Annotated in this window: 19 protein-coding genes; 7 read left to right on the top strand and 12 right to left on the bottom strand. The window is 66.3% G+C overall.

Annotation, left to right across the window (positions count from 1 at the left end; genetic code table 11):
- Positions 1–171 precede the first annotated feature (171 nt).
- Both GO308_RS01075 and GO308_RS01070 read left to right on the top strand, forming a co-directional pair.
- Complete coding sequence (locus tag GO308_RS01075) at positions 172–648, top strand: pyridoxamine 5'-phosphate oxidase family protein (RefSeq protein ID WP_066480586.1); 477 nt, start codon at positions 172–174, stop codon at positions 646–648.
- A gap of 68 nt (positions 649–716) precedes the next feature.
- A complete protein-coding gene (locus GO308_RS01070; RefSeq protein WP_066549016.1) occupies positions 717–1,085 on the top strand; it encodes a YkvA family protein in 369 nt (122 codons plus the stop codon).
- A gap of 30 nt (positions 1,086–1,115) precedes the next feature.
- On the opposite strand, the gene phaZ is transcribed toward GO308_RS01070, so the two are convergent.
- Entirely contained in the window at positions 1,116–2,348 is a 1,233-nt protein-coding gene (gene phaZ, locus GO308_RS01065) for a polyhydroxyalkanoate depolymerase (RefSeq protein ID WP_240883565.1), read from the bottom strand.
- Positions 2,349–2,514: 166 nt separating this feature from the next.
- Between phaZ and GO308_RS01060 the strand changes: the two genes are divergently transcribed.
- Together GO308_RS01060 and GO308_RS01055 are read left to right on the top strand one after the other, a co-directional pair.
- The gene (locus GO308_RS01060; RefSeq protein WP_240883564.1) at positions 2,515–4,383 is read left to right on the top strand and encodes an ABC transporter transmembrane domain-containing protein; all 1,869 of its coding nucleotides are present in this window, start codon (positions 2,515–2,517) and stop codon (positions 4,381–4,383) included.
- A 10-nt stretch (positions 4,384–4,393) separates the two neighbouring features.
- On the top strand, positions 4,394–5,560 hold the full coding sequence (locus tag GO308_RS01055; RefSeq protein WP_240883563.1) for a saccharopine dehydrogenase NADP-binding domain-containing protein: 1,167 nt from the start codon (positions 4,394–4,396) through the stop codon (positions 5,558–5,560).
- A 433-nt stretch (positions 5,561–5,993) separates the two neighbouring features.
- Here GO308_RS01055 and GO308_RS01050 read toward each other — a convergent pair whose 3' ends face one another.
- Both GO308_RS01050 and GO308_RS01045 read right to left on the bottom strand, forming a co-directional pair.
- Positions 5,994–6,980 (bottom strand): NAD-dependent epimerase/dehydratase family protein, encoded by a 987-nt coding sequence (locus tag GO308_RS01050; RefSeq protein WP_240883562.1) that lies wholly within the window; start codon positions 6,978–6,980, stop codon positions 5,994–5,996.
- Complete coding sequence (locus tag GO308_RS01045; RefSeq protein WP_066549010.1) at positions 6,977–8,278, bottom strand: UDP-glucose/GDP-mannose dehydrogenase family protein; 1,302 nt, start codon at positions 8,276–8,278, stop codon at positions 6,977–6,979. Before GO308_RS01045 ends, GO308_RS01050 begins: the two co-directional genes overlap by 4 nt.
- Positions 8,279–8,566: 288 nt before the next feature.
- Between GO308_RS01045 and GO308_RS01040 the strand changes: the two genes are divergently transcribed.
- On the top strand, positions 8,567–9,040 hold the full coding sequence (locus tag GO308_RS01040) for a PilZ domain-containing protein (RefSeq protein WP_240883561.1): 474 nt from the start codon (positions 8,567–8,569) through the stop codon (positions 9,038–9,040).
- 18 nt (positions 9,041–9,058) lie between these two features.
- Here GO308_RS01040 and GO308_RS01035 read toward each other — a convergent pair whose 3' ends face one another.
- Positions 9,059–10,213 (bottom strand): glycosyltransferase, encoded by a 1,155-nt coding sequence (locus GO308_RS01035; protein WP_066480332.1) that lies wholly within the window; start codon positions 10,211–10,213, stop codon positions 9,059–9,061.
- Positions 10,214–10,558: 345 nt separating this feature from the next.
- Between GO308_RS01035 and GO308_RS01030 the strand changes: the two genes are divergently transcribed.
- Positions 10,559–11,953 carry an O-antigen ligase family protein gene (locus GO308_RS01030; RefSeq protein WP_240883560.1) on the top strand — a complete coding sequence of 465 codons (1,395 nt, stop codon included), beginning with the start codon at positions 10,559–10,561 and terminating at the stop codon, positions 11,951–11,953.
- Here GO308_RS01030 and GO308_RS01025 read toward each other — a convergent pair.
- The 6 genes from GO308_RS01025 to GO308_RS01000 all read right to left on the bottom strand — a co-directional run bounded on the left by GO308_RS01025 (position 11,859) and on the right by GO308_RS01000 (position 17,955).
- Positions 11,859–12,590, bottom strand: coding sequence for a hypothetical protein (locus tag GO308_RS01025; RefSeq protein WP_240883559.1), 732 nt, complete (start codon positions 12,588–12,590; stop codon positions 11,859–11,861). The genes GO308_RS01030 and GO308_RS01025 overlap by 95 nt on opposite strands.
- Positions 12,591–12,658: 68 nt before the next feature.
- Positions 12,659–14,806: a polysaccharide biosynthesis tyrosine autokinase gene (locus GO308_RS01020; RefSeq protein ID WP_240883558.1), complete on the bottom strand. Its 2,148-nt coding sequence runs from the start codon at positions 14,804–14,806 to the stop codon at positions 12,659–12,661.
- A 41-nt stretch (positions 14,807–14,847) separates the two neighbouring features.
- Complete coding sequence (locus GO308_RS01015) at positions 14,848–16,176, bottom strand: outer membrane beta-barrel protein (protein WP_066666985.1); 1,329 nt, start codon at positions 16,174–16,176, stop codon at positions 14,848–14,850.
- A gap of 52 nt (positions 16,177–16,228) precedes the next feature.
- Entirely contained in the window at positions 16,229–16,651 is a 423-nt protein-coding gene (locus tag GO308_RS01010) for a hypothetical protein (RefSeq protein WP_240883557.1), read from the bottom strand.
- A gap of 90 nt (positions 16,652–16,741) precedes the next feature.
- A complete protein-coding gene (locus GO308_RS01005; RefSeq protein WP_231726019.1) occupies positions 16,742–17,290 on the bottom strand; it encodes a polysaccharide biosynthesis/export family protein in 549 nt (182 codons plus the stop codon).
- 86 nt (positions 17,291–17,376) lie between these two features.
- Complete coding sequence (locus GO308_RS01000; RefSeq protein ID WP_240883556.1) at positions 17,377–17,955, bottom strand: transglutaminase-like cysteine peptidase; 579 nt, start codon at positions 17,953–17,955, stop codon at positions 17,377–17,379.
- Positions 17,956–18,269: 314 nt separating this feature from the next.
- Between GO308_RS01000 and GO308_RS00995 the strand changes: the two genes are divergently transcribed.
- On the top strand, positions 18,270–19,400 hold the full coding sequence (locus tag GO308_RS00995) for a glycosyltransferase (protein WP_066480320.1): 1,131 nt from the start codon (positions 18,270–18,272) through the stop codon (positions 19,398–19,400).
- A 37-nt stretch (positions 19,401–19,437) separates the two neighbouring features.
- Here GO308_RS00995 and GO308_RS00990 read toward each other — a convergent pair whose 3' ends face one another.
- Positions 19,438–21,117: a GMC family oxidoreductase gene (locus GO308_RS00990; protein ID WP_240883555.1), complete on the bottom strand. Its 1,680-nt coding sequence runs from the start codon at positions 21,115–21,117 to the stop codon at positions 19,438–19,440.
- Between the two features lie 24 nt (positions 21,118–21,141).
- Positions 21,142–21,981: an aldo/keto reductase gene (locus GO308_RS00985; RefSeq protein WP_240883554.1), complete on the bottom strand. Its 840-nt coding sequence runs from the start codon at positions 21,979–21,981 to the stop codon at positions 21,142–21,144.
- Positions 21,982–22,001 lie beyond the last annotated feature (20 nt).

Raw genomic sequence — 22,001 nt, 5'->3', positions numbered from 1 at the left:
CACCGGCATCGCCGGTCGCTGTCCGGCACCGCACGATCTGACACGATTCAACGGAACCCCGATCGTCCATCCGGTCGGGGTTCTTCGTTTCAGGCGTGCCGTTGGGATACGCCGCGCGCTTTGATCGTTGCCCTCCTGTCCCCAAACGACAGGAGCATGACGATGGACCAGATGCAGAATGGCGATGCCGCCGCCGTCCGCGAGCGGATGTGGAAGAAGATGGCGTCGAGCCCGTTCGTGATGATCAAGCTGATGGCGAGCGAGGATCATGCCGAGCCGATGACTGCGCAGCTCGATCCGGACGCCGACAGCGCTTTCTGGTTCTACACCCGCCACGACAACCGCATCGCGCCCGGTGGCCCGGCGATGGCGCAGTTCGTCGCGAAGGACCATACGATCTTCGCGTGCATTCACGGCACGCTGACTCAGGAAACCGACCCGGCGGTGATCGACAAATACTGGTCGAACATGGTCGAGGCGTGGTTCGACGGCGGTCGCCAGGACCCGGCGCTGCGCATGATGCGCTTTGACCTGATCGACGCCGAAATCTGGGAAGGCGATGAATCGCTGGCCGGCAAGTTCAAGATGCTGACGGGCATGAAGATCAAGCCGAGCGAAGCGGGTCGTCACGTCGAAACCGCGCTTTGAGATGGCGTGGCCGGGGCCATGCGTCCCGGCCGCTTGACCCCGGCGAGCGCGCGCGCAATGCGTCGGCCATGGGGCCGAGCTTTGCACATCGCATCCGGGTCGAGGCACACGCGGTGTGGCTGGCCGCGCGCGATCCGCGTACGCCGATAGCAGCGAAGCTGGTCGGCCTGCTGATCGCTGCCTATGCCCTCTCGCCGATTGACCTGATCCCCGATTTCATTCCGGTGCTCGGTCTGCTCGACGAGGCGGTGATCATCCCGCTGGGCGTCTGGCTGTTCGAGCGCATGATTCCGCGCGCGCAGCTCGCCGAGCATCGCGCGGAGGCCGAACGCGCGTCGACACGACCCGTCAGCCGCGCGGGGATTGCGATCGTGCTGGGGATATGGGCGCTGGCAATTGCGGCCGGCTATGCGTTCGTGCGCACGCGCTACGACTAGATCCCGCCCGCGCCGGTCCGCGAAGCGTCGTCAGCCTGCGTGCGCGGCCATCCACTTTTCGACGATCGGGGCGATCCGGGTCCGCCATTTCGATCCGTTGAAAATGCCGTAATGCCCGACATTGGGGGCCATGTGATAGTGCTTGAGCGCGGCGGGCAGTGAGGTCGCAAGCGACAATGCCGCCTTGGTCTGGCCCAGCCCCGAAATGTCATCGCGCTCACCCTCGATCGCGAGCAGCGCGATGTCGCGAATGGCGCCCGGATCGACCCGCTTGCCGCGATGAAGCATCTCGCCCTTCGGCAGCGCGTGCTCCTGAAACACCACGCGCACCGTTTGGAGATAGAATTCCGCGGTCATGTCGCAGACCGCCCGGTATTCGTCGTAGAAAGCCATCGTCGCCTCGGCATTCTCGTCGTCGCCCTCGACCAGATGCTTGAACATCTCCCAATGGCTGATCAGGTGGTTGCCCAGGTTCATCGTCATGAAGCCGGCGAGCTGAAGGAAGCCCGGATAGACCCGCCGCCCCGCGCCCGGATAGGTCATCGGCACGGTCGCGATCACATTCTGCTCGAACCACGCGTGCGGACGTTCGGTCGCCAGCGTGTTGACGGCGGTCGGCGCTTCGCGCGTGTCGATCGGCCCGCCCATCAGGGTGACGGTGCGCGGGCGGTGGGGATGATCCTCCGCCGCCATGATCGCGGTCGCGGCATAGCAGGGCACCGACGGCTGGCACACCGCCAGCATGTGCGCGCGCGGATCGCCTTCGGCCCCGATCACGCTCAGGAATTCGATGACATAGTCGATATAGTCGTCGAGGTCGAAGCTGCCGTCGGCCAGCGACACGAGCTTGGCATCGCGCCAGTCGGTGATGTAGACGTCGGCGACCGGCAGCATCCGCTCGACCGTGCCGCGCAGCAGCGTGGCATAATGCCCCGACATCGGCGCGACGATCAGCAATTTCGGACCCCCGGTCACGCCCTCGCGCCCGAACCGCTTGAGCTGGCCGAACGGTTTTTGGAGGACGATTTCCTCTTGCACCGCGACGCTGCGGCCGTCGACGACGGTTTGAGTGAGGCCAAAGGGCGGCTTGCCGCGCGGCGCGGAGGCATGCGCGAACACCTCGAGCGCGGAGGCGAGCACCGGGCCGCCGCCGAAATAAGCGAAGGGATTGGCGGGGTTGTGCAACCAACCGGCGCTGAAATTGGCGAGTGCGCTTGCGCCGGCCAGCATCGAGCGTTGCAGTTCATAACCTTCGTACAGCATCAGATTTCCAATTCCCCACGTCGCATTAGCCCCATGCGCACGGTCCCGTCCGCTATAGAGCAAAGGCATTAACCCGCAATGATCGTCTTTGCCCCGAATGATTTGGCGTTTTAATGCGCGCACGGTGTTTCCCGCCGCCGCCAATGACGCTAGGCGGGAGGGCACCATGGCAGATCAAGTTCCGCCCCCCGCCGCGCGCGCCGTCGATCCCGACGCCAGTGTCCAGCTTCCCACCGCGTCGGCGAACGGTCCGGAAGCCACCAGTGGCGACCCCGCCGCGGCAGCCGGCCGACGGATCAGCAACCTGCGGATCGTGTGGGGCTACACCCTGCGCTATCCGGTACAACTGACCTTGGCGATCGTCGCGCTGTTGATTGCGGCGGGCGCGACATTGTGGGTGCCGCGCACCTTTCAGCAGGTCGTCGACAACGGGTTCGCCGCCGGTTCCGACCCGGCGAGCATCGCGCCCTATTTCCAGGGGCTGTTGATGGTCGTCGTCGTGCTCGCCTGCGCGACCGCGATGCGGTTCTATTTCGTGTCGTGGCTGGGCGAGAAGACGGTGGCCGACATGCGCGCCGCGGTTCACCGCAACCTGCTGCGCATGCCGCCGGGCTGGTTCGAGGAGAACCGCCCGTCGGAAATCGCGTCGCGCCTGACCGCCGACACCGCGATCGTCGAACAGGTCGTCGGCACGACGGTGTCGGTGGCGCTGCGCAACCTGTTGGTGGGCGTGGGCGGGGTCATCTATCTCTTCACGCTCGCACCCAAGCTCGCGCTCTACCTGATCGTCGGCATTCCGGTGATCGTCCTGCCGATCGTCTGGCTGGGCGGCCGCGTGCGTAAATTCTCGCGCTCAAGCCAGGACCGGGTTGCCGACATCGGTGCGATGGCTGCCGAAACGCTGGGCGCGATGAAGATCGTCCAGGCCTTTGGCCAGGAAGGGCGCGAGGCCGACCGTTTCGAAGGCGCGGTCAGTCGCGGTTTCGCCGCCGCGCAGCAGCGTTTCGCGACGCGCGCGATCATGACGGCGCTGGTCATCGCGATCCTGTTCAGCGCGGTCACGCTGATCATGTGGGACGCGGTGTCCGATGTCGCGGCCGGTCGGGTCAGCGGCGGCGCGATCACCGCGTTCGTGATCACCGCGGGCCTGGTCACCGGGTCGTTCGGCGCGTTGACGGAGGTCTATGGCGATCTGTTGCGCGCATCGGGTGCGGCGGGGCGGCTGGCGGAACTGCTGGCGCAGGAGCCCGAGATCAGGGCACCGGCCAACCCGATTCCGCTGCCGCGACCGCCCGCCGGCGCCGTCACCTTCGACCGGGTGAGCTTTCGCTATCCCACCCGCCGCGAAGTGCTGGCACTCGACCAGTTCAGCCTGAACATCGCCGCGGGCGAGACGGTGGCGGTGGTCGGCCCGTCGGGTGCGGGCAAGTCGACGCTGTTCCAGCTGATCCAGCGCTTCTACGATCCCGAGGGCGGCGAGATCCGCATCGACGGCGTACCGATCCACCTGGCCGACCCGGCCGAGGTGCGCGGCCGCATCGCGATGGTGCCGCAAGACACGGTGATCTTTGCCGCGTCGGCACGCGACAATCTGCGCTACGGCCGGTGGGACGCGAGCGACGAGGAGCTGTGGACCGCCGCCGCCGCCGCCAATGCCGAGCAGTTCTTGAAGGCGCTGCCGGGCGGGCTCGACACCTTTCTGGGCGAGGGCGGCGCGCGGTTGTCCGGCGGCCAGCGCCAGCGCATCGCGATCGCGCGCGCGCTGTTGCGCGACGCGCCCGTGCTGCTGCTCGACGAGGCGACGTCGGCACTCGATGCGGAGAGCGAGCGGCTGGTCCAGGATGCGCTCGAGCGGCTGATGACCGGGCGCACGACGCTGGTCATCGCGCATCGGCTGGCGACGGTGCGCGCCGCCCAGCGAATCGTGGTGATGAACGAGGGACGCATCGTCGAGACCGGCAGCCATGCCGAGCTGATCGCCGCAGGCGGCCTTTATGCGCGGCTGGCGGCGCTGCAATTCAACGAAGCCGCCTGAGGAGAGGGAAATGGCCGAGTTCGATATCATCGTCTATGGCGCGACCGGGTTCACCGGGCGGCTGGTCGCCGAATATCTGGCGCGCGAATATGGCGACGAGTCGTTGCGCTGGGCGATGGCGGGCCGCTCGCTGACCAAGCTGCAGGAAGTCCGCGACGAAATCGGCGCGCCCGCCGATATCCCGCTGCTCACCGCCAATGCCGACGACCCCGCGTCGCTGGCACAGATGGTGTCGCGCGCGACCGTGCTGCTCACCACCGTCGGCCCCTATCAGCTCTATGGCAACGATCTGGTCGCGGCGTGCGCGGCCGCGGGCACGGCCTATGTCGACCTGTGCGGCGAACCCGCCTGGATGCGCCACATGATCGACCGCCATGCGGCGACGGCGCAAGCGAGCGGCGCGCGCATCGTGTTCTCCTGCGGCTTCGATTCCATCCCCTTCGATCTGGGCGTCTACACGCTTCAGGAGGCCGCGCGCGACAAGTTCGGTGTGCCCGCCCCACGCGTCAAATGCCGCATCCGCACGATGAAGGGCACGTTTTCGGGCGGCACCTTTGCCAGCGCCAAGGCGACGATGGTCGCGGCCGCGAAAGACCCGTCGATCTTCAAGCTGCTGATCGATCCGTTCGCGCTGACCCCGGGTTTCGAAGGGCCGTCGCAGCCCAAGGGGCTGTTGCCCGAATATGATGCGGCGGTCGGCGGCTGGGTCGCGCCGTTCGTCATGGCGCCGATCAATACCAAGAATGTCCACCGCACCAATGCGCTGCTCGGCCACCCGTACGGCACCGATTTCGTCTATGACGAAATGGTCATCGCCGGGCTGGGCGAGATGGGCAAGGCCGCGGCCGAGGCGCTGGCGAAGCTAAATCCGATGGCCGGCGACAAGGGACCGAAGCCCGGCGAAGGCCCGTCGAAGGAAGAGCGCGACAGCGGCCATTACGACCTGCTGTTCATCGGCGAGATGCCCGACGGCGCGCGTGTCGAGGCCGTCGTCACCGGTGACCGCGACCCCGGCTATGGTTCGACCAGCAAGATGATCGCCGAAAGTGCGATCTGCCTGGTTCGCGACGTGCCGGCCGAGGGCAAAGGCGGCATCTGGACCCCAGGCGGACTGATGGCCGAACCGCTGCGTGAGCGGCTGCGCGCGCATGCCGGGCTGACGTTCGTCGCGGGGTGAGGCCGTGACGGCACGTTTGCGTGCGCGCGTCTCACGTAAGCCGTTCGTATCGAGCGCAGTCGAGATGCGCCGCACCGCATGGGCCAACGCTTCTCGACTTCGCTCGAAGCGAACGGAAGTCAGGCGAGAGGTAGGCGAGAGCATTTTCAAGTCAGGTGGAATCACCTGACGACACGGAAAATAAGGAAAATAAAAGACAAAAGAGCGTGATTCGCTTCAACCAAAGTGGATCACGCGATGGAGCGTGATGACGTTGGAGTCACTCGCTCTCCAATGACTTCCTCGTCACCCCGGCCTTGTGCCGGGGTCTACCGGGCCGCGCAGTCCTGGCGGTTGTGACCTGTGGCACCGTGGGCCCCGGCACAAGGCCGGGGTGACGGAAGTTTATTCCGAGCAAGGTCATCATGCCCTAATGTGGGCGCGAATACCCCGCTCACACCCGATAGTAATCGCGGTACCAGGCGACGAACCGCTCGATCCCCTCGGCCAGCATGACCCTGGGGCGATAGCCGGTCAGCGCGTTCAGCCGGCTGACATCGGCATAGGTGGCGGTCACGTCGCCCGCCTGCATCGGCCGCATCACCTTGATCGCTTCGCGTCCGAGCGCATGTTCGAGCGTCGCGATCATGTCCATCAGCCCGACGGGATGGCTGTCGCCGATGTTGAGCACGCGATGCCCGCCCGCGGCCGGCGGATGATCGAGCGCACCGACGATCCCGTCGACGATATCGTCGACATAGGTGAAGTCGCGCGCCATCCGTCCTTCGCCGAACACCTCGATCGGCTCGCCCGCCAGAATGCGGCGCGTGAACGAGAAATAGGCCATGTCCGGCCGGCCCCAGGGGCCATAAACGGTAAAGAAGCGCAGCCCCGTCTGGGGAAAACCGTAAAGCGAGGCATAGGCCTGGCTCATCAGTTCGCCCGCCCGCTTGGTCGCGGCGTAGAGCGATACCGGATCGACCGCCGCGTCCGTTTCGCTGAACCCGTGACCCTCGAGCGGGCGATCGCCATAGACCGAGCTGGACGACGCATAGACCAGGTGGACGAAGCCCGGCGCATGCCGACACGCCTCGAGGATGGCGAGATGGCCGGCAAGGTTGGATCGTTGATAGGCGAACGGATTGTCGATGCTGTAGCGCACCCCCGCCTGCGCGGCGAGATGGACGACCCGGACGACGCCATGGTCGCCGACCAGCGCCGCGATCGCCTCCGCCTCGGCAATGTCGAGCCGATGAAACGCGAACCCCTCGCGCGCCGTCAGATTGGCCAACCGCGCCGCCTTCAGCGCCGGGTCGTAATAGTCGTTGAGGATATCGACGCCGATCACGCGCTCGCCGCGATCGAGCAGCCGGTGCGCGACCGCATGGCCGATGAATCCGGCCGCGCCCGTCACCAGGACGGGACCCGCCTGGTCGGTCACCGACCGACCGCGTGATAGGTGAAGCCCGCCTCCTCGACCATCGCGCGCGGATAGATGTTGCGCAGGTCGACCAGGATCGGCTGGCTCAACAGCGACTTGACGCGGTTGAGGTCGAGCGCGCGGAAGGCATCCCATTCGGTCACGATCGCGAGCGCGTCGGCACCGTCGATGGCCTCATAGGCGTTGGCGCAATAGACGACGTCATCCAGAACCGCGCGCGCCTGTTCCATCCCCTCGGGATCATAGGCGCGGATCGTCGCGCCCGCGTCCTGCAGCGTCTGGATCACCGCGATTGCCGGGCTGTCGCGCATGTCGTCGGTGTTGGGTTTGAACGTCAGCCCGAGAATGGCGACGGTCTTGCCGCGGACATCGCCGTTCATCGCGGCGATCACCTTGCGCCCCATCGCGCGCTTGCGGTTGTCGTTGACCATGACCACCGCCTCGACAATGCGCTGCGGGGCATCGTAATCCTGGCTGGTCTTGAGCAGCGCCAGCGTATCCTTGGGGAAGCAGGATCCGCCATAGCCCGGCCCGGCGTGGAGAAATTTGCCGCCGATGCGGTTGTCGAGCCCGATGCCGCGGGCGACCTCCTGAACGTCGGCGCCGACCTTTTCACACAGATCGGCGATTTCGTTGATGAAGGTGATCTTGGTCGCGAGAAACGCGTTGCCGGCATATTTGGTCAGCTCCGCACCGCGCCGCGACATTTCGATGATCGGCGCGCGGTTGAGGCTGAGCGGGCGGTAGATGTCGCGCATCACCTGCATCCCGCGTTCGTCATGCCCGCCAATGACGATGCGGTCGGGCCGCTTGAAATCGTCGATCGCCGCGCCTTCCCGCAGAAATTCGGGGTTGGACACGACCGCGAACTCGGCGTCAGGGTTGGCTTCGCGGATGATTCGTTCGACCTCATCCCCGGTGCCGACCGGCACGGTCGATTTGGTGACGATGACGGTGAAGCCGGTGATCGCGCGCGCGATTTCCGCCGCGGCGGCGTGGACGTAGCTCAGGTCGGCATGACCATCCCCGCGCCGTGACGGGGTGCCGACCGCGATGAACACCGCGTCCGCGCCGGCAACGCCTTCGGCGAGGTCGGTCGTGAAGTGCAGCCGGTCGCCGGCGACGTTGCTGGCGACGAGCGCGTCGAGCCCGGGTTCGTAGATCGGCATCCTGCCCTGGTGCAGCGCGGCGATCTTGCTCTCGTCCTTGTCGACGCAAACGACGTCGTGACCGAAGTCCGAAAAGCAGGCCCCCGATACCAGCCCGACATAGCCGGTCCCGATCATTGCAATCCGCATTCTCAGAGCTCCCTTGTGCCGCGAAGTCCGCCCAGCTTTTGCTGCACAGCAGCAACGCGCCGCACCCCTGCGAAATATTGATCGCAATTACAACCCGGATCGTCCGACGCCGCGGGCATACTCGTCGGATGACAAGGCCGGTTGGTCGTGTCGGCCCGCCGATCGTCGCTGCCGACTGCGCTCGCCGCCGCCATGTTCAGGCGCCGCCAGCGTCGGGCGCGCCGCGATGCTTCACCCTTTCTCAAGACTTGCCACCCTATGGCGAGGGCCGCTGTTGGAGTAATGAGCATGTTGACCAGCGCCGCCCAGAACGTCGCGCCGTCCGACGGCCGCCGCGCCGACGATCGCCAACCCGTCGATCGTCCGTCGACGTTTCGCGATCAGCACGGCGCACCGCAGAATGTGACGGTCGAGGATCTTTCCAGGCTCGGGTGCAAGATTGCCGGCGAGTTCGCGGTCCAGCCGAACAGCCAGGTCACAATCGGATTGCCCGGCGTCGGTGTCGCACAGGCCAGGGTCGTACGGATCGTGCCCGGCGCAATCGGGGTCGAGTTTCTCCACCCCCTGTCGCCGACCGACCTCGACACTGCCTTCCGGCAGTCCCCCGTCCACGCGCTCCAGGCCCAGATCATGGTCGCCAATGCGGGCGACGTGCATGTTCACGAAGACCGTTGGCCCGGCGCCGCGCGGATCGGCGTCATTGCCGGTGGTTCGGTGCTGCTGTGGGGCGCGATCATCGCGACCGTCCGCGGGCTGTTCTGAACCCGACGACCCCGCCGATCAGTCGTTGATCCGCTGGCGGACCGAAGCGGCGGGTTCCCATACCGTATAGGTCTGGCGCATCAGCAGCGATTGCACGACCCCGCGCGCCACGCCGGCAAGGCTGGCGATGCTGCTCCACGCGAATTCCGCGATGCGGACACGCACCAGATTTCCGATCAGCAACACAAGCGCAAGGCCGATCAGCCCGGCCGCGACCGCCATCAGGCTGGTATAGATCGCCAGCGCCGCCGCGAAGCAGAGGACGGCACCCAGCAGGAAGAACGGCATCAGCCATTTGATCAGGCGGTGCGAAAGATAGCCGTACACGAGCACCGGATGCATTTGGCGGAGCGCCGGCCACAACGCGCGGTGCACGTTCATCCCCTGGCACGCAATCCGTGCCTTGCGCCGATGTTCCTCGACCGACGCAGTCGCGCTGCGTTCCGTGATCGTCACCTGGGGGACGCGCGTCACGCGCTTGCCGTCGATGAGGACCTTGAGCGAGACAAAGAGGTCGTCGATCAGGTTGGGCGGGGGCAGGTGATAATTTTCCCGCCGGATGACGAACATCGCGCCGTCGACCCCGATCAGGCCATAGGCTTCGTCCTCCAGGCGCTTGATCCACTCCTCGAGCTGCCAGTAGCGCGCGCCGAGCGCGCTCGTCGCGGTCTCCCCTTCGTTGCTGTAGACCAGCCGCGCGGTGACGCAGCCGACCGTCGGGTCGCGGAGTGGTTCGACAAGGTCGATGAGCGCCGAAACGGGGGCACGGACATTGGCGTCGGTGAACATGACGAGTTCGCTGTCGCTCGCCGCCAGCAGTGCCCCCATCCCTGCTGTCTTGCCCGAACGCGTGGCGGACGCGATCAGGTTCACGCGATCGGCAAAAGGCGCGAGCAGCTCGACCGTGTCGTCGGTGCAGCCGTCCGCATACACATGGATCGTCGCCGGGCCATAGGCCTCGGCCTGTTCGATCAGGCGCCGCACCTTTTCGACGACCACGTCCTGCTCGTTGTACACCGACATGCAGATGGCGACCGACGGCCGCGTGGCGGCCGGTTGTCGCGGCGCGGCACGCCGCGATCGAGGACGGAGGACCAGGAGCGACAGCGGATAGGTCACGAAGGGGTGGAGCGCGAAGCCGAGCAGCACGACCCCGAGTGCGATCAAGCTCATCAAGGCCGGTTTCGCCTTTCGCTGATCGCGCGGGACGCCGTCGATCCGGCCGAAGCACGGACCGTTGCCGATACGACATTCCGGCCCGCCCTGCCGCCGCTCATCGTCATGCTACTCACTAACCTGATCAGGCGACAACGCCTTACCCCCAAGACGATCGATTTGCCATCGACCCTACCACAAATTTACGCACGCTTTGTCCGGATGGATGCATCGCTTTAGACCAAAACGGAGCTTTACCCGGACACCATCCCAAATCGAGAAGCAAGTGGCGACGTGTAGCGCGTGACTTGCCGCACGGCGCGGGCGATAGACGGATTATGCGCTCGATTCGGGACAGTTGAAATGCGACGTTCGCGCATGGTGCGTGCGCGCATTCCAACGCATGACCGCGGTGACGGCGCGAGCAACGTGCGCCGGCCGGGTGCGGACGTGCTGACCGGCGCTGCGTTGATCGTCGCCCTGTTCCTCCAGCTCACGGCCCTCGGCGCAAATACCGAGATGCTCGGGCTCCAGGCGGCGACGGCCAACATGATCGTCGCGCTGGTTGCGCTGATCTGGCTCAAACCCCCGCCGGGCTGGTGGCAACCGGCATCGGCGGTCATCGTGCCGGCAATCGCCGCCTTCGCCTGGGCGGCGATCGCCAGCGTCGCCAACCAGGGTGTCGGCGGGCTGTCGCTCGGCGTCCGGCCAGCACTGGTCGGGCTGGTGCTCCTCGCGGGCGCGATGGGTGCCGCGACGACCGGGTTGATTGTGGGCGGATGCAGCCGCTCGCTCGACCCGCTCTGCCGCGCGTTCCTGGTTGTCGGCGCGGCGTGGATGGTGCTGTCGCTGGGGCTGCACCTGATGGAACCCGGACATGTTTGGGGCGTCGACAAAGGCCTGCAAGCCGGTCGATTTTCGGCAACGCTGCTCAATCCGAACGCCGCGGGAAGCGTGCTCGCCGCGATCGGCATCCTCGCCGCCGGTCGCCTGATCGCCAACATCCAGCATGCGGCCGAGCGATATTGGATCGACCCGCCCTTGCCGGCGCTGGCGTTCAACGGTGCCGCTTTGCTGCTCGCCGCGCCACTGACGGCGATGACGCAGTCGCGCGCCGCCGCAGCGATGCTGGCCGTCGGCGTCGCGATCCTGATCGTGCGCAAGCTCGGCGCGCGCACCCACCGTCTGCGCTGGCCGCTGATGGGCACCGTCGCAGCTCTTGTCGCCATCATGTTCGCTGCCCTGATCGTCACGGGACCATCGTTCGCGAAAATCGCGATGACCGGCGACGACCTGAGGCTCAGGGTCGAGGCGATCCGTCACTTCGGTGCCCTGACCGCCGGCTCGCCATGGTTCGGCTATGGCTATGGTGCGTTCGACGCGCTCAACGCCGCGCATCTCGACCCGGTCACCGCGCGCCTGTTCTGGAATTTCGGTGCCGCGCACTCATCGCCGATCAGCGCCGCGATTCAATATGGCTGGCCATTCGTCGGCTTGCTGACCGTCAGCATCGCGACCGCCGCGACCATGGTCACCCGCACGTGGCGGCACCGTCCGCCCGGCGGCGCCGCCGTCGGGATGCTGCTTGCCAGCGGCGGGATCATCGCATGTTCGCTGATCGACATTGCGCTCGACGTACCCGCGGTCGCGGCCCTGGCGGCAGCTATGGCCGGGCTGGCGATCGGCCAGTCGATGCGTCATCCCGCACCGCGAGCCCGGCGCCACCCCGTCCTGGTGCCCTCAGCGCCACGAGGATGAAGGGCGGCGTGCCCGCCAGCGCGGCCTGCGTCGCCATGCGCCGTTCATAGCCCAGTTCCTGATACCACAAAGCTTCGTCGACGAGCGCGGCGCGGCAGGACCTCGACAGCGTCGGCCATGCGTGCGCGCCGAACCACAGCCGCCATTCCGCCTGCGCGCGCAGGAATGGGGCGTGGCGATAGCTTTGGCAAAGGTCGGACACGGCTTCGCGTCGCCGGTCCGACAGCGCCGCAAAGTAGGCGGCCAGCACCCACAAATCGGCACGGCGAGGCGCGTCGCGCAACAAGATCCGGACCGAGGCGCGACCAGTCGCCAGCGCCTGCGCACGCGCCCGCGGCTCCCCCGCCTTGGCGGCGAGCGCCGCATGCCCGGTCGCGCAAGCGAGCATGATCTCGGCCGGTTGTGCCCCCCCGCATCCCGCCAGCGCGGCGGCTGCCCGGCGGCGGTCGTCGGGCACCGCCGCGACCGCTGCCATGCCGCTGGCCTCGCGAAAGCGATCGAGCTCGACCTGCCGCATGACGGCGAAGGCCGCGACGCCCAGGCACAGGAGCAGGATGCCGATCATCGCATAGCGCACGAAAATCGCAGCCCGAGACGCAGACATGGTCGCGGCACCCGCTTCGTCGGGCACGCTCAACGGCGACGCTCCCCTCACCGATGCGTCTCCCTCGGTCGCATCACGACGGCGCGCGCCGCGCCCTCTCATCAGTCATCGCGATATTCGCGATACCGGTGGTAATAATAGGATGGATCACGCTTGCCCAGGCGGCGGCGCCCGACCGACGCCATCGACAGCACCGCGCCCATCACGTCGCTCCCGTCCTGACGCAGCAGGCCCAATGCCGCGCGGGCGGCGTGAACCGCGGTCTGCTCCGCCTTGATCACGAAGATCGAGGTGTCGGCGAGCGCGGCGACGATCCGCGAATCCGCGACCGCCAACGTGGGCGCATTATCCAGGATGACAAAGCGGTATCGCGTGCGGAGCTCGTCGATCAACTTGCGCATCGCGGCACCGCTGAACAGATCCACCGTCCCCGAAGGCGCGGTGCGCATCGGCAGGATGTGCATGCCGGTACGGTCGTCCTGAATGATCTCGTCGGCGGCGCGCGCTTCGCCGCGCAACACTGCGCCGACCCCGCCATGGCCACCCTCGACGCCGATGCCCTTCAGCCCGCCGCGCCGTTCGTCGCAATCGACCAGGATGACACTGTCCCCGCTGATCGCCATGATGCGGCCGAGCCCGACCGACGTCGTGGTCTTGCCCTCGCCGGGCAGCGACGACAGCACCGCGATGACGCGCGGCTCGCGCGCGTCGAGCATCAGCGAGTTGCGGATCGCGCGCATCGCTTCGGCAAAGCTCGACATCGGATTGTCGACCACATAGCCGACCGCGTCGGAGGCCCCGCGCAAGGCGCGCCGGTTCAGATAGGGCACCGAAGTGATGAACGGGATGCGCAGATGATATTCGATATCGTCCGCCGTGCGGATCACCGACGTCATGAACTCGACGACCAGCGCCGCCGCCAGGCCGAGGATGATCCCCATGATCGCACCCAGGACGGCGAACAACGGCTTGTTCGGTACGCTGGGTTCCAGGGGCGGAACGGCCTGTTCGATGATGACGGCGGAGGATTCACGATTTCGCTGCTCTTCGCCGGTGCGCTGCGCGGTCAGCGACAACTGTTCATACAGTGCCTGCTTCGCCTTTGCCTCGCGCTCCAGCGACTCCGCGGTCACGCTCGCGCGATTGTCCGCCGCCTGCTGGCCGCGCAGCTGGGCAAGCTGGTTGCGCAGGCTCGCCGCGCTCGCCTCGGCCGACCGCGCTGTCGATTCGAGTCCGGCGACGATGCGACGCGCTTCCTCGCGCAGCGACTGGTCGATCGAGGTCAATTGCTGGGTTACCCGGATCGATTCCGGATGGCGATCGCCGTAGCGGGCGTCGATCTCGGCCTTTTCGCGCAATGCCTCGGCGCGTTGACGCTGGAGGTCGGCGATGACGTTCGAACTGAGCACGCTCGACACCGCGCCGATCGCGCCGCGATCCGTCTGTTCGCGCGCGGCCGCAAGATTGGCACGCGCCGCCGCCGCCTGAGCTTCGGCCTGCGCGAGCTGAGTCGACAAGGGCGCGATCTGCTGATCGGTGACCGTGCCGGCCAACCCGCCCTCGACGATGCCGGAGCGGCCGCGATAGCTGGCGATCTGGGCTTCGAGCTGACGGAGCTCGCTCGCCAGCGTGTTGAGCCGATCGTCCAGGAAACGCGATTGCTGTGCGGCCGCCCCGGTCCGCCGGCGTACGCTGGTGTCGATATACTGCTGCATCAGCTCGTTGGTGACCGCCGCCGCCAGTTCCGGGTCGGACAACCGGGTGGTCACGTTGACGATGTAGTTCGTGTCCTCGCGCGACACGTCGACGCGGTTGCGCAGGCTGGTGATCGCTTCCTCGACGACGGCTTCGGGTCCGCGCGCATAGGTGGCGCGATCGACGAAATCCTCGTTGTTGGCCAGGTTGAGGTTGCGCACCACCTGCTCGGCGACGCCGCGCGAGCGAATGATCTGGACTTCGGTGTCCAGCCGCGACTGGTCGGCCTGGGGCGAATTGCTGCGCTGTTCGTTCTCGCCGGTGATCAACCGCTCGGTCGGGTCGATCCGCATCCGCCCGGTGGCGTCGAACTGCGGCGTGACGAAGAAGGTTCCGGCAATCGCGGCCGCCAGCACGACGACGGTGATCCCGGCGATCAGCAGCCAGCGGCGGACCAGAATGTCGAAAAGCTGCCGAATTCCCAGGCTTGCGCCATCCGTTCCCGAATCCACCATCTCACCCGATTCGGCAAATGTCGCATCGATTCGATTCATACGTCCTTCATCCCTCAATACGCCGGGGGGCCTGCTGCCGATCAATAATGCACCGTGGCCGAAACAACGCCGCGATACTCGTTAAACCGCTGTCCGATCGCCGTGCCGGTGCTGTCGCGGTCGAGATAGGACACGCTTGCGCCCAGGCTGAGCTTGCGGTTGACGAGATAGCGCCCGCCCGCGCTCGCCTCGAGCAGATTGTCGGTGCGGTCGAGCGCGACGAAATCGTTGATCTGGTAATTCACCTGCCCGAACAGCAAGGCGTTGCGCAGCAGCTCATGGTCCGCGCGCAGCCGGAAGGTGTTGGCAAAGAAGCCGCTGGATTGCGCCACGATCGAATCCTGCACCGTCCGATTGGCCACGGCGGTGATCGTGGTGAGCGGGGACAGGAAATATTCCAGCCGGACGTCATAGGCGAAGCCGGAGAAATCCCTGAACCGCGGGGAATCGAACGACCGCTCGATATAGCCGAAGCCGACCGTCGCGCGCACCAGCGCCGCCAGGTCGAACGTGGTCCCCGCCAGCACTTCGAAACTGTCGCCGTCACGATTGTCGGCAAAGCCGATGATCGGCCGCTGATACGACGTCGTGCCATAGGAGGCCTGGACGAAGGCGGCTGCGTCGGGATTGAAGGCGTATTCGACGCGACCGCTGCCACGATAGACGTTCCGGTCCCGGAAGTCCTGATCGATGATTGTGTTGCGCGCGCCCTCGACATCCTTGAAGTCGAAACTGGTCGCGTCCGCCGCGACAGTGAACCGGAACCGGTTCGCCTGATACACGCCGCGGGCAAGCGCGGTGGCGGTCACATATTCGATCGGTCGTACCGAGTCGGCGGGGAAGGTACCCGAAAACTGCGCCTCATATCCGCGGCGGACCCGGAACGAGGTGACGGCGTTGCTATCCCCCCCCAGATCGTAACGCGCATCAGCGTTCAGGAAGAGATTTTCCTCATCCCGTGCCGACCGCTCGGTAAAGAAACGAAAGGCACCGCCCGCGTTGACCGTGATCGCGTGGCGGTTCCAGTTGCTTTCGACGCGCACGGTCGGGTCGATCGCGAAGAACACGCTGCTCTGCCGATCGACGGTCGCCCCGTCGATATTGTCGGACACCCCGATGCCCGTGGTCAGCGACGGATAGAGGGTCAGCGTACTGACCGGCAGGCCGATCGGCTGATATTCGGGGCGTGCCCGATCGAGCACGCCCTCGTTGCGGCCGCGATTGACCTGAAAGGGGATGTTCGTGCCCAGGAACGGACCGAAAATCTCGTTCTCCGTTCGCGCCTGCGACTGGGCAAGCGCGCTGTTCCCTGACACGATGGCGACGAGCGCCGCGCCGGCCGACAGCAGATATTTGGTGTTCGCGCTCACGGCTTCCTCATAAATTCTGGGACAGAGCATCGACGGACGCACGCGCCGCCACTCAATCGCGATAATCGCTGCCGCCGCCAACGCTGAACGACGGAATGGGCGCGAGCCCCGACGAACCGGTTGCCGTCGCCCCGGTCCCCACGCTGCACCCGCGAAGAACCGAGTAGAGATCACGCAGCGCCGCGCTGGCCGCAGGCACCTGGACGCGCCCGCGTGCGTCGAGCAACGCCCCCAGGACGAGGTCGCACTGGTCGCGCCGCGCATCGACCACCTGCGCAAAGCGCGCCTCGAACACGCGCGCAGGCGTGTCGACCGGCAGCGACCGCGCAAGCACCAGGATCTCCTCGACCAGTTCCTGCCTCGCGTCGCCGGCGGCCTGCTCGCCCGCCTGCACGGGCAGCGTGGCGAAGGTCAGGAAAGCGGCTGCGACGCCCGCAGACCGTAAGCCGAATCGTGAAGTGCGTGCGCTGAACATCCTAAGCCCCCTGTGTTGATCGCCCGCAGGCGGGCGCCGTCGTTCACTTCCTGCACGCCGGGACCACCGCGAAGCGGCGGCGGTCCATTACTAGAAATAGCGTTCGCCCACCCGGATCGTGTCGCCCGGGCCGACCATCAGCGTCGAGGTCAGCGGAACCACCTCTTCATTGTCCTGGCCCGCGCGCTTGATGAACACCCGCTTGCGATCGGCGCGATAGGTGAAGCCCTGCGCCGTGGCGATGGCCTGAAGCACCGTGATGCGGTCCGTAAACGGATATTCGCCCGCCCGATTGACTTCGCCCAGGATGTAGAAGGGCCGGTAAGTGAGCACTTCGACCGACACATTCGGATCGCGCAGATACCCCTCGCTCAGCCGCGCCTCGATCGTCTTGTCGAGATCGGCGACCGACACGCCACGCGCATTGACGACGCCGATCAGCGGCAACGCGAGCGTCCCGGCCTGATCGACGACGAACTCGCCGCTCAGCGTCGGTTCGTTGAATACGGTGATCCGCACCTTGTCCGCCGGCCGCAGGACATATTCGGACGGACGCACCTCGGGCTGCGCGGCGACGTCCGCGCTACCGGGGGCGTATGCCTGCTGCGCTGCACAACCCGTGAGTGCAAGCGCGAACACGGCAATCCATCTCAATACACTCACAGCATGATCCCGGAACTCGTGAAACCGGGCAGGCTATGCTGCAGAACGCAAATTTGTGCAAGTCAGGCGCGTCGGGGCTGTGTCACGATGAACCAAGTCAGCGGATCATTCAGCGATTGTCGTGCGAGCCAGACATAGCCGGTTTTCGACCACAGACGGACCCAGTCGCTGCGGTTGTCGAGCACCATGTCGCCCTTGTGCGTTCGCACAACGAGGACGGCGTGAAGACCGACGCTGGGGATGTAGGCGGTCGCAAAGAACATCTGGTCGGCGCGCACCCCTGCCCGCAGCAGCTGGTTGCGCTTGTCGATCGCAAAATCCTCGCAATCGCCGATCCCGCCGCCCTCGTTCAGCGCCGACTGCCACCGCTCGCCGACGTCCGCTCGCGCCACGACGCGTCGATTGACCTGGCGATTGATCCGGCGCACCAACCGCATCTGATCTGCATCGATGGGGGCGGATCTCGTGTCTGCGGACAGCGCCGTTCGGCAGCGCGCCGGCGCTCGCGCGCACATTTCGGCATAGCCCGTCGGCGCGGCGATCGCGTCGCCGCTTGCCATATAACCGCGTTCTGCGGCGTGTGCGACGCTGCCCGCAAACACTGCTGCCAGCGCCGTCGCCACTCGGATCGTCACGCGCATACCAGTCTCCACCGCAAGGGTGATGACGGGCTAACAGTGCGAATTTAGCGTCGAGTTGGAGGATGTGGTTAAGGCGCAATCGAGCTTCGATGTCGCGCCCGAGCCATTTTCCGGAAACTTGACAGGAACTTGGACAAGACGGGGGGCGAATGTGTCGGACAAAATGCGGGGTCGTGCCAGATGACCGACGTTTTTGCTCGCAGGTGCAGCAATAAATCCCTATCCTCGTTGGCGGTGCGCACGCCTGCGTGGATCTCGATGGCGGCCGTGCAGCCGCTGACGAAAATGTGGACAATGTTCGACGGGGTTCGGGAATGACGGTTTTTGCGCTGACTGCCTTCGCCGCGCTGTTGCTGTTCCTCTATCCCTACATTTTCTACCCGCTGACCCTCTATCTCTTCGCGGAGCGGCCGGTGCGGCGCATGGACTCGACCCAGCCGCTCTCGGCGACCCTGGTGTTCGCAGCGTATAACGAGGAGCGCGCACTTCCCGCGAAAATCGCCAATCTGCGTGAGATCAAGCAGCGCCACCCCCAGATCGAGATCATCGCCTATTGCGACCTGAGCACCGACCGCACGCGCGAGCTCATCGAGGAAGCGAGCGACATCATCTCGCTGATCGCGGCGGAAAAGCGGACTGGAAAGGCGGTCGGCATGGCGCGAATGGCCGCCGTCGCGCGCGGCGACATCTGCATCTTCACCGATGCGAACGTGATCCTCGAGCCCGACGCGATCCCGGCGCTGGCGACCTATTTCGCCGATCCCGAAGTCGGCGGCGTCGCCGGCACGCTCCATTACACCAACGAGGATGCCAGCGCGACGGCAAGGGTCGGCGGCCTCTACTGGCGGCTGGAAGAGTGGCTGAAGCGGCTCGAATCCCGCTGCGGATCGCTGATGGGCGCGGACGGATCGATCTTCGCGACCCGTCGCAACCTGTATCCCGAAGTGCCGCCCCACCTGCTGGACGACATGACGGTGTCGATGGCAGTGCCGTTGAACGGCAAGCGGCTGGTGCAGGCCGCCGATGTCATCGCCTATGAGCGCAACGCGACGTCGTCGTCGGACGAATTCCGCCGCAAGCGCCGGATCGCATGCCGCGCCTTCAACACCCACCGCTATTTGTGGCCGATGATCAGCGCGCGGTTCGGCGTTGCCGACGTCTACAAATATGTCGCGCACAAGCTGTTGCGCTGGTTCGGCCTGTTGTGGCTGACGATCTTCGTTACGTTCGGCGGCCTGGCGCTGGCGCTGGCGGGCCAATGGGCGCTGATCGGCCTGTTCGCGCTGCTGGGCGGGATCGCCATCGCGCTCGGCGAAGTGAAGCTGCAGCCGTTCGTCACGCTGACCGAAGTGCTGAAGTCAATCGTCGCGACCTTCTACGGGATCGTCGATTCGCTGCGCGGCCTGACCTACCAGACCTGGGCGCCGGCCAAGTCGCGGGACTGACCGGCGACCATTTGCGCGAGTGCCGTCCGGCCGGCCGCTAGCGCGGCTGCGCCTTGAGATGATCGGCGAGGCGCAGCGCCAGTGCGATCAGGGTCAGCGTCGGGTTCGCGAAGCCCGACGTGCTGAACGCCGCCGCCCCGGCGATGTAGACTCCGCGCGTCTCGAACAGCTCGCAATTCGCGTCGCACACGCCGGTTTGCGGCGTTTCCGCCATGCGTGCGGTGCCGATGTGATGGCCGCCGATGGGCACCAGTCGCGCCGCCGCCGCCGCATAGTCGCGATCGGAGAAGTTGAGCCTGGCGGTATGGCTGTCCGCGAACGCGGCGGCCATTACCCTCAGCCCCGCCGCGAGCCGGCGATGGTCGCCCTCGGTCGTGCGCCAGTCGATCCGGATGCGGCGCATCCCGTTGTCGTCGCGCGCATCGCCGAGCGTGATCCGGCTGTCGGGATTCGGCTCCTGCTCCGCGTTGAGGTCGACCGGATAGACTTCGCGCGGATCGCGCAGAACCACCGACGGCAGCTTGCGTTTCGACAGGATGCGCTTGCGCGTCCACATCTGGGAAAACATCATCAGCTTGGGCGCACCGAGCACCATGTTGCGCGCGTGCGCGGCCCAGAAGCCGAGGCGTGAGCCGCTGAGCCCCATCGCTTCCTGATATTCGAGCGCAGTCAGCTTTCGCGCATATTCGGGGACGATGTAGTTCTTGACCAGATACATCGCCGACAGGACCGGATGGCGATGCCCCGGATCGACGATGTTGGGATGCGCAGGCCGCAACACGATCCCGGCGAGCTGGTGCTGCCGCTGCGCTTCGGGGGACAGCCAGATGTAGCGACGGCAGTATATGCCCTCGGGCGACTGCTGATAGTCCAGCCGGACCGAGCGGGTGGGCTTGGTGAAGGCGATCGTACCGAACTCGCCCTCGATATGACCCTGATAGAAGCGGCCGACCAGATCGTGTTCATTGCCCAGCCCCTTTGGCCGGTCCTGATCCGAAGCAAGCAGCAGGCGCGGAATTTCCAGGCCGCCCGTCGCCAGGATGACGCACGGTGCCATGACGTCGATCCGACGGTCCCCGCCGGCATGGACGCGCACGCCCGCCGCGGCCGCGCCGACATCGCGGGTCAGGATCCGTTCGACCGGCGCGTGCAGGAACAGCCGGATACGCGGGTCGCGTTCCAGCATCGCGCGATACTCGACGCCGAAATGCGTCGGGTGGCTGAACCGCTCGATTCGATCGAGTACGACATCGGGCGAGTCGACCCCGCCGACCATTGGTGCAGGTTCGCCCGGCAACGCCGCGCCGGCATCGAAGATTGCCGGGCCCGAATGCGTGTATTCGGTCGCGCGCGGATAATATTTCGCGACATCGTCATAGCCGATCGGCCATTTGGCATAGGGCATCCACGGCCGCGTCTCGAAATCGATCGGATCGAACGGAATGCACCGCCCGCCCCACACCGAAGTCGAGCCGCCCAGCACGCGCCGCCGAAACATGTGCACCGGCCCATGCGTGTCCGGCGCGATCGCTTCGGCATGATAAAAGGCCTGGCTCAGCGGATCGAACTTGTCGCCGCCCGCTTCCAGAACGATGACGTCGCGTCCGGCCCTGGCGAGTTCAAGCGCGAGAACGATGCCCGCCGCCCCCGCGCCGACGATGGCGACGTCGCATTCGATGCTGTCGGGCAGCCCGGCGCTACGAATATCGGTAATCAAGACGTGTCGCCTCCCGGATGTGATTCAGGCGAGCGCGGCGATCGCCGCCAGATGCTTTGGTGATGTCGTGCCGACCAGCGCCGTCGTGACGAGCGGCTCGGCGATGGCATGGCGCACCGCATCGAGCGGCGCGACGTCGGGCTGAAGCCGGATCACCTCGCGCGCCATCACCTGTATCCCCCGATCGCGGATCACAGCGCCTTCGTCCGTGTCGCGGATGGCGGCCACGACATCCCATGGCAGCTGAAGCAGCGACAGGCCCGGCAGGGTCAATGCGGCCCGCAGGCATCCGATATCGTCGCACGACACGCCGAAATGCGCGACCTTGCCCTCCGCCTTGAGCGCGGCGAGCGCCGATCCGAGCGCCGCGTCGCCCGCCACCGATGCCGGCGGACTGTGCAGCAAGAACCCGTCGACCTGTTCGATGCCCAAGCGGCGCAGCGAGCCGTGCAGGCTCTCGCGGATCGCCGCGGGGCTCCAGTCCATGCGCAATTCGCCCTCGCGTCGCGCGGTCACCGCGCCGGTGCCGGCGGTCGCTCCGGTCGACCCGCGCCGCATCGCCAGAAGCGGACGCAGCACCGGCTTCAACGGGCGGAGCAATTTCATGCGCGGCGAGAAGCCCCGCCCTGCCTTGGTCACGACGAACGCGCGCGCGCGGCGTCCGCGGATCGCCTTGCCGATCTGCTGCTCGCTGTCACCCTGGCCATAGATGTTCGACGTATCGAGCACCGTCACGCCAAGCTCGAGCGCATGGGCGATCAGCGCACGGCTTTCGGCCAGGGTCTGCGGATTGTTGAACGATCCGACCCGCGCGCAACCCAGCCCGATCTGCGACGGTGTCCGGATATCGCGTTCGACGGGCATGATCGGGCTCCTGGTCACCG

The organism is Sphingomonas sp. SFZ2018-12 (assembly GCF_022496715.1).
Taxonomy (GTDB): Bacteria; Pseudomonadota; Alphaproteobacteria; order Sphingomonadales; family Sphingomonadaceae; genus Sphingomonas.
This window is presented reverse-complemented; position numbering and strand designations above follow the sequence as displayed.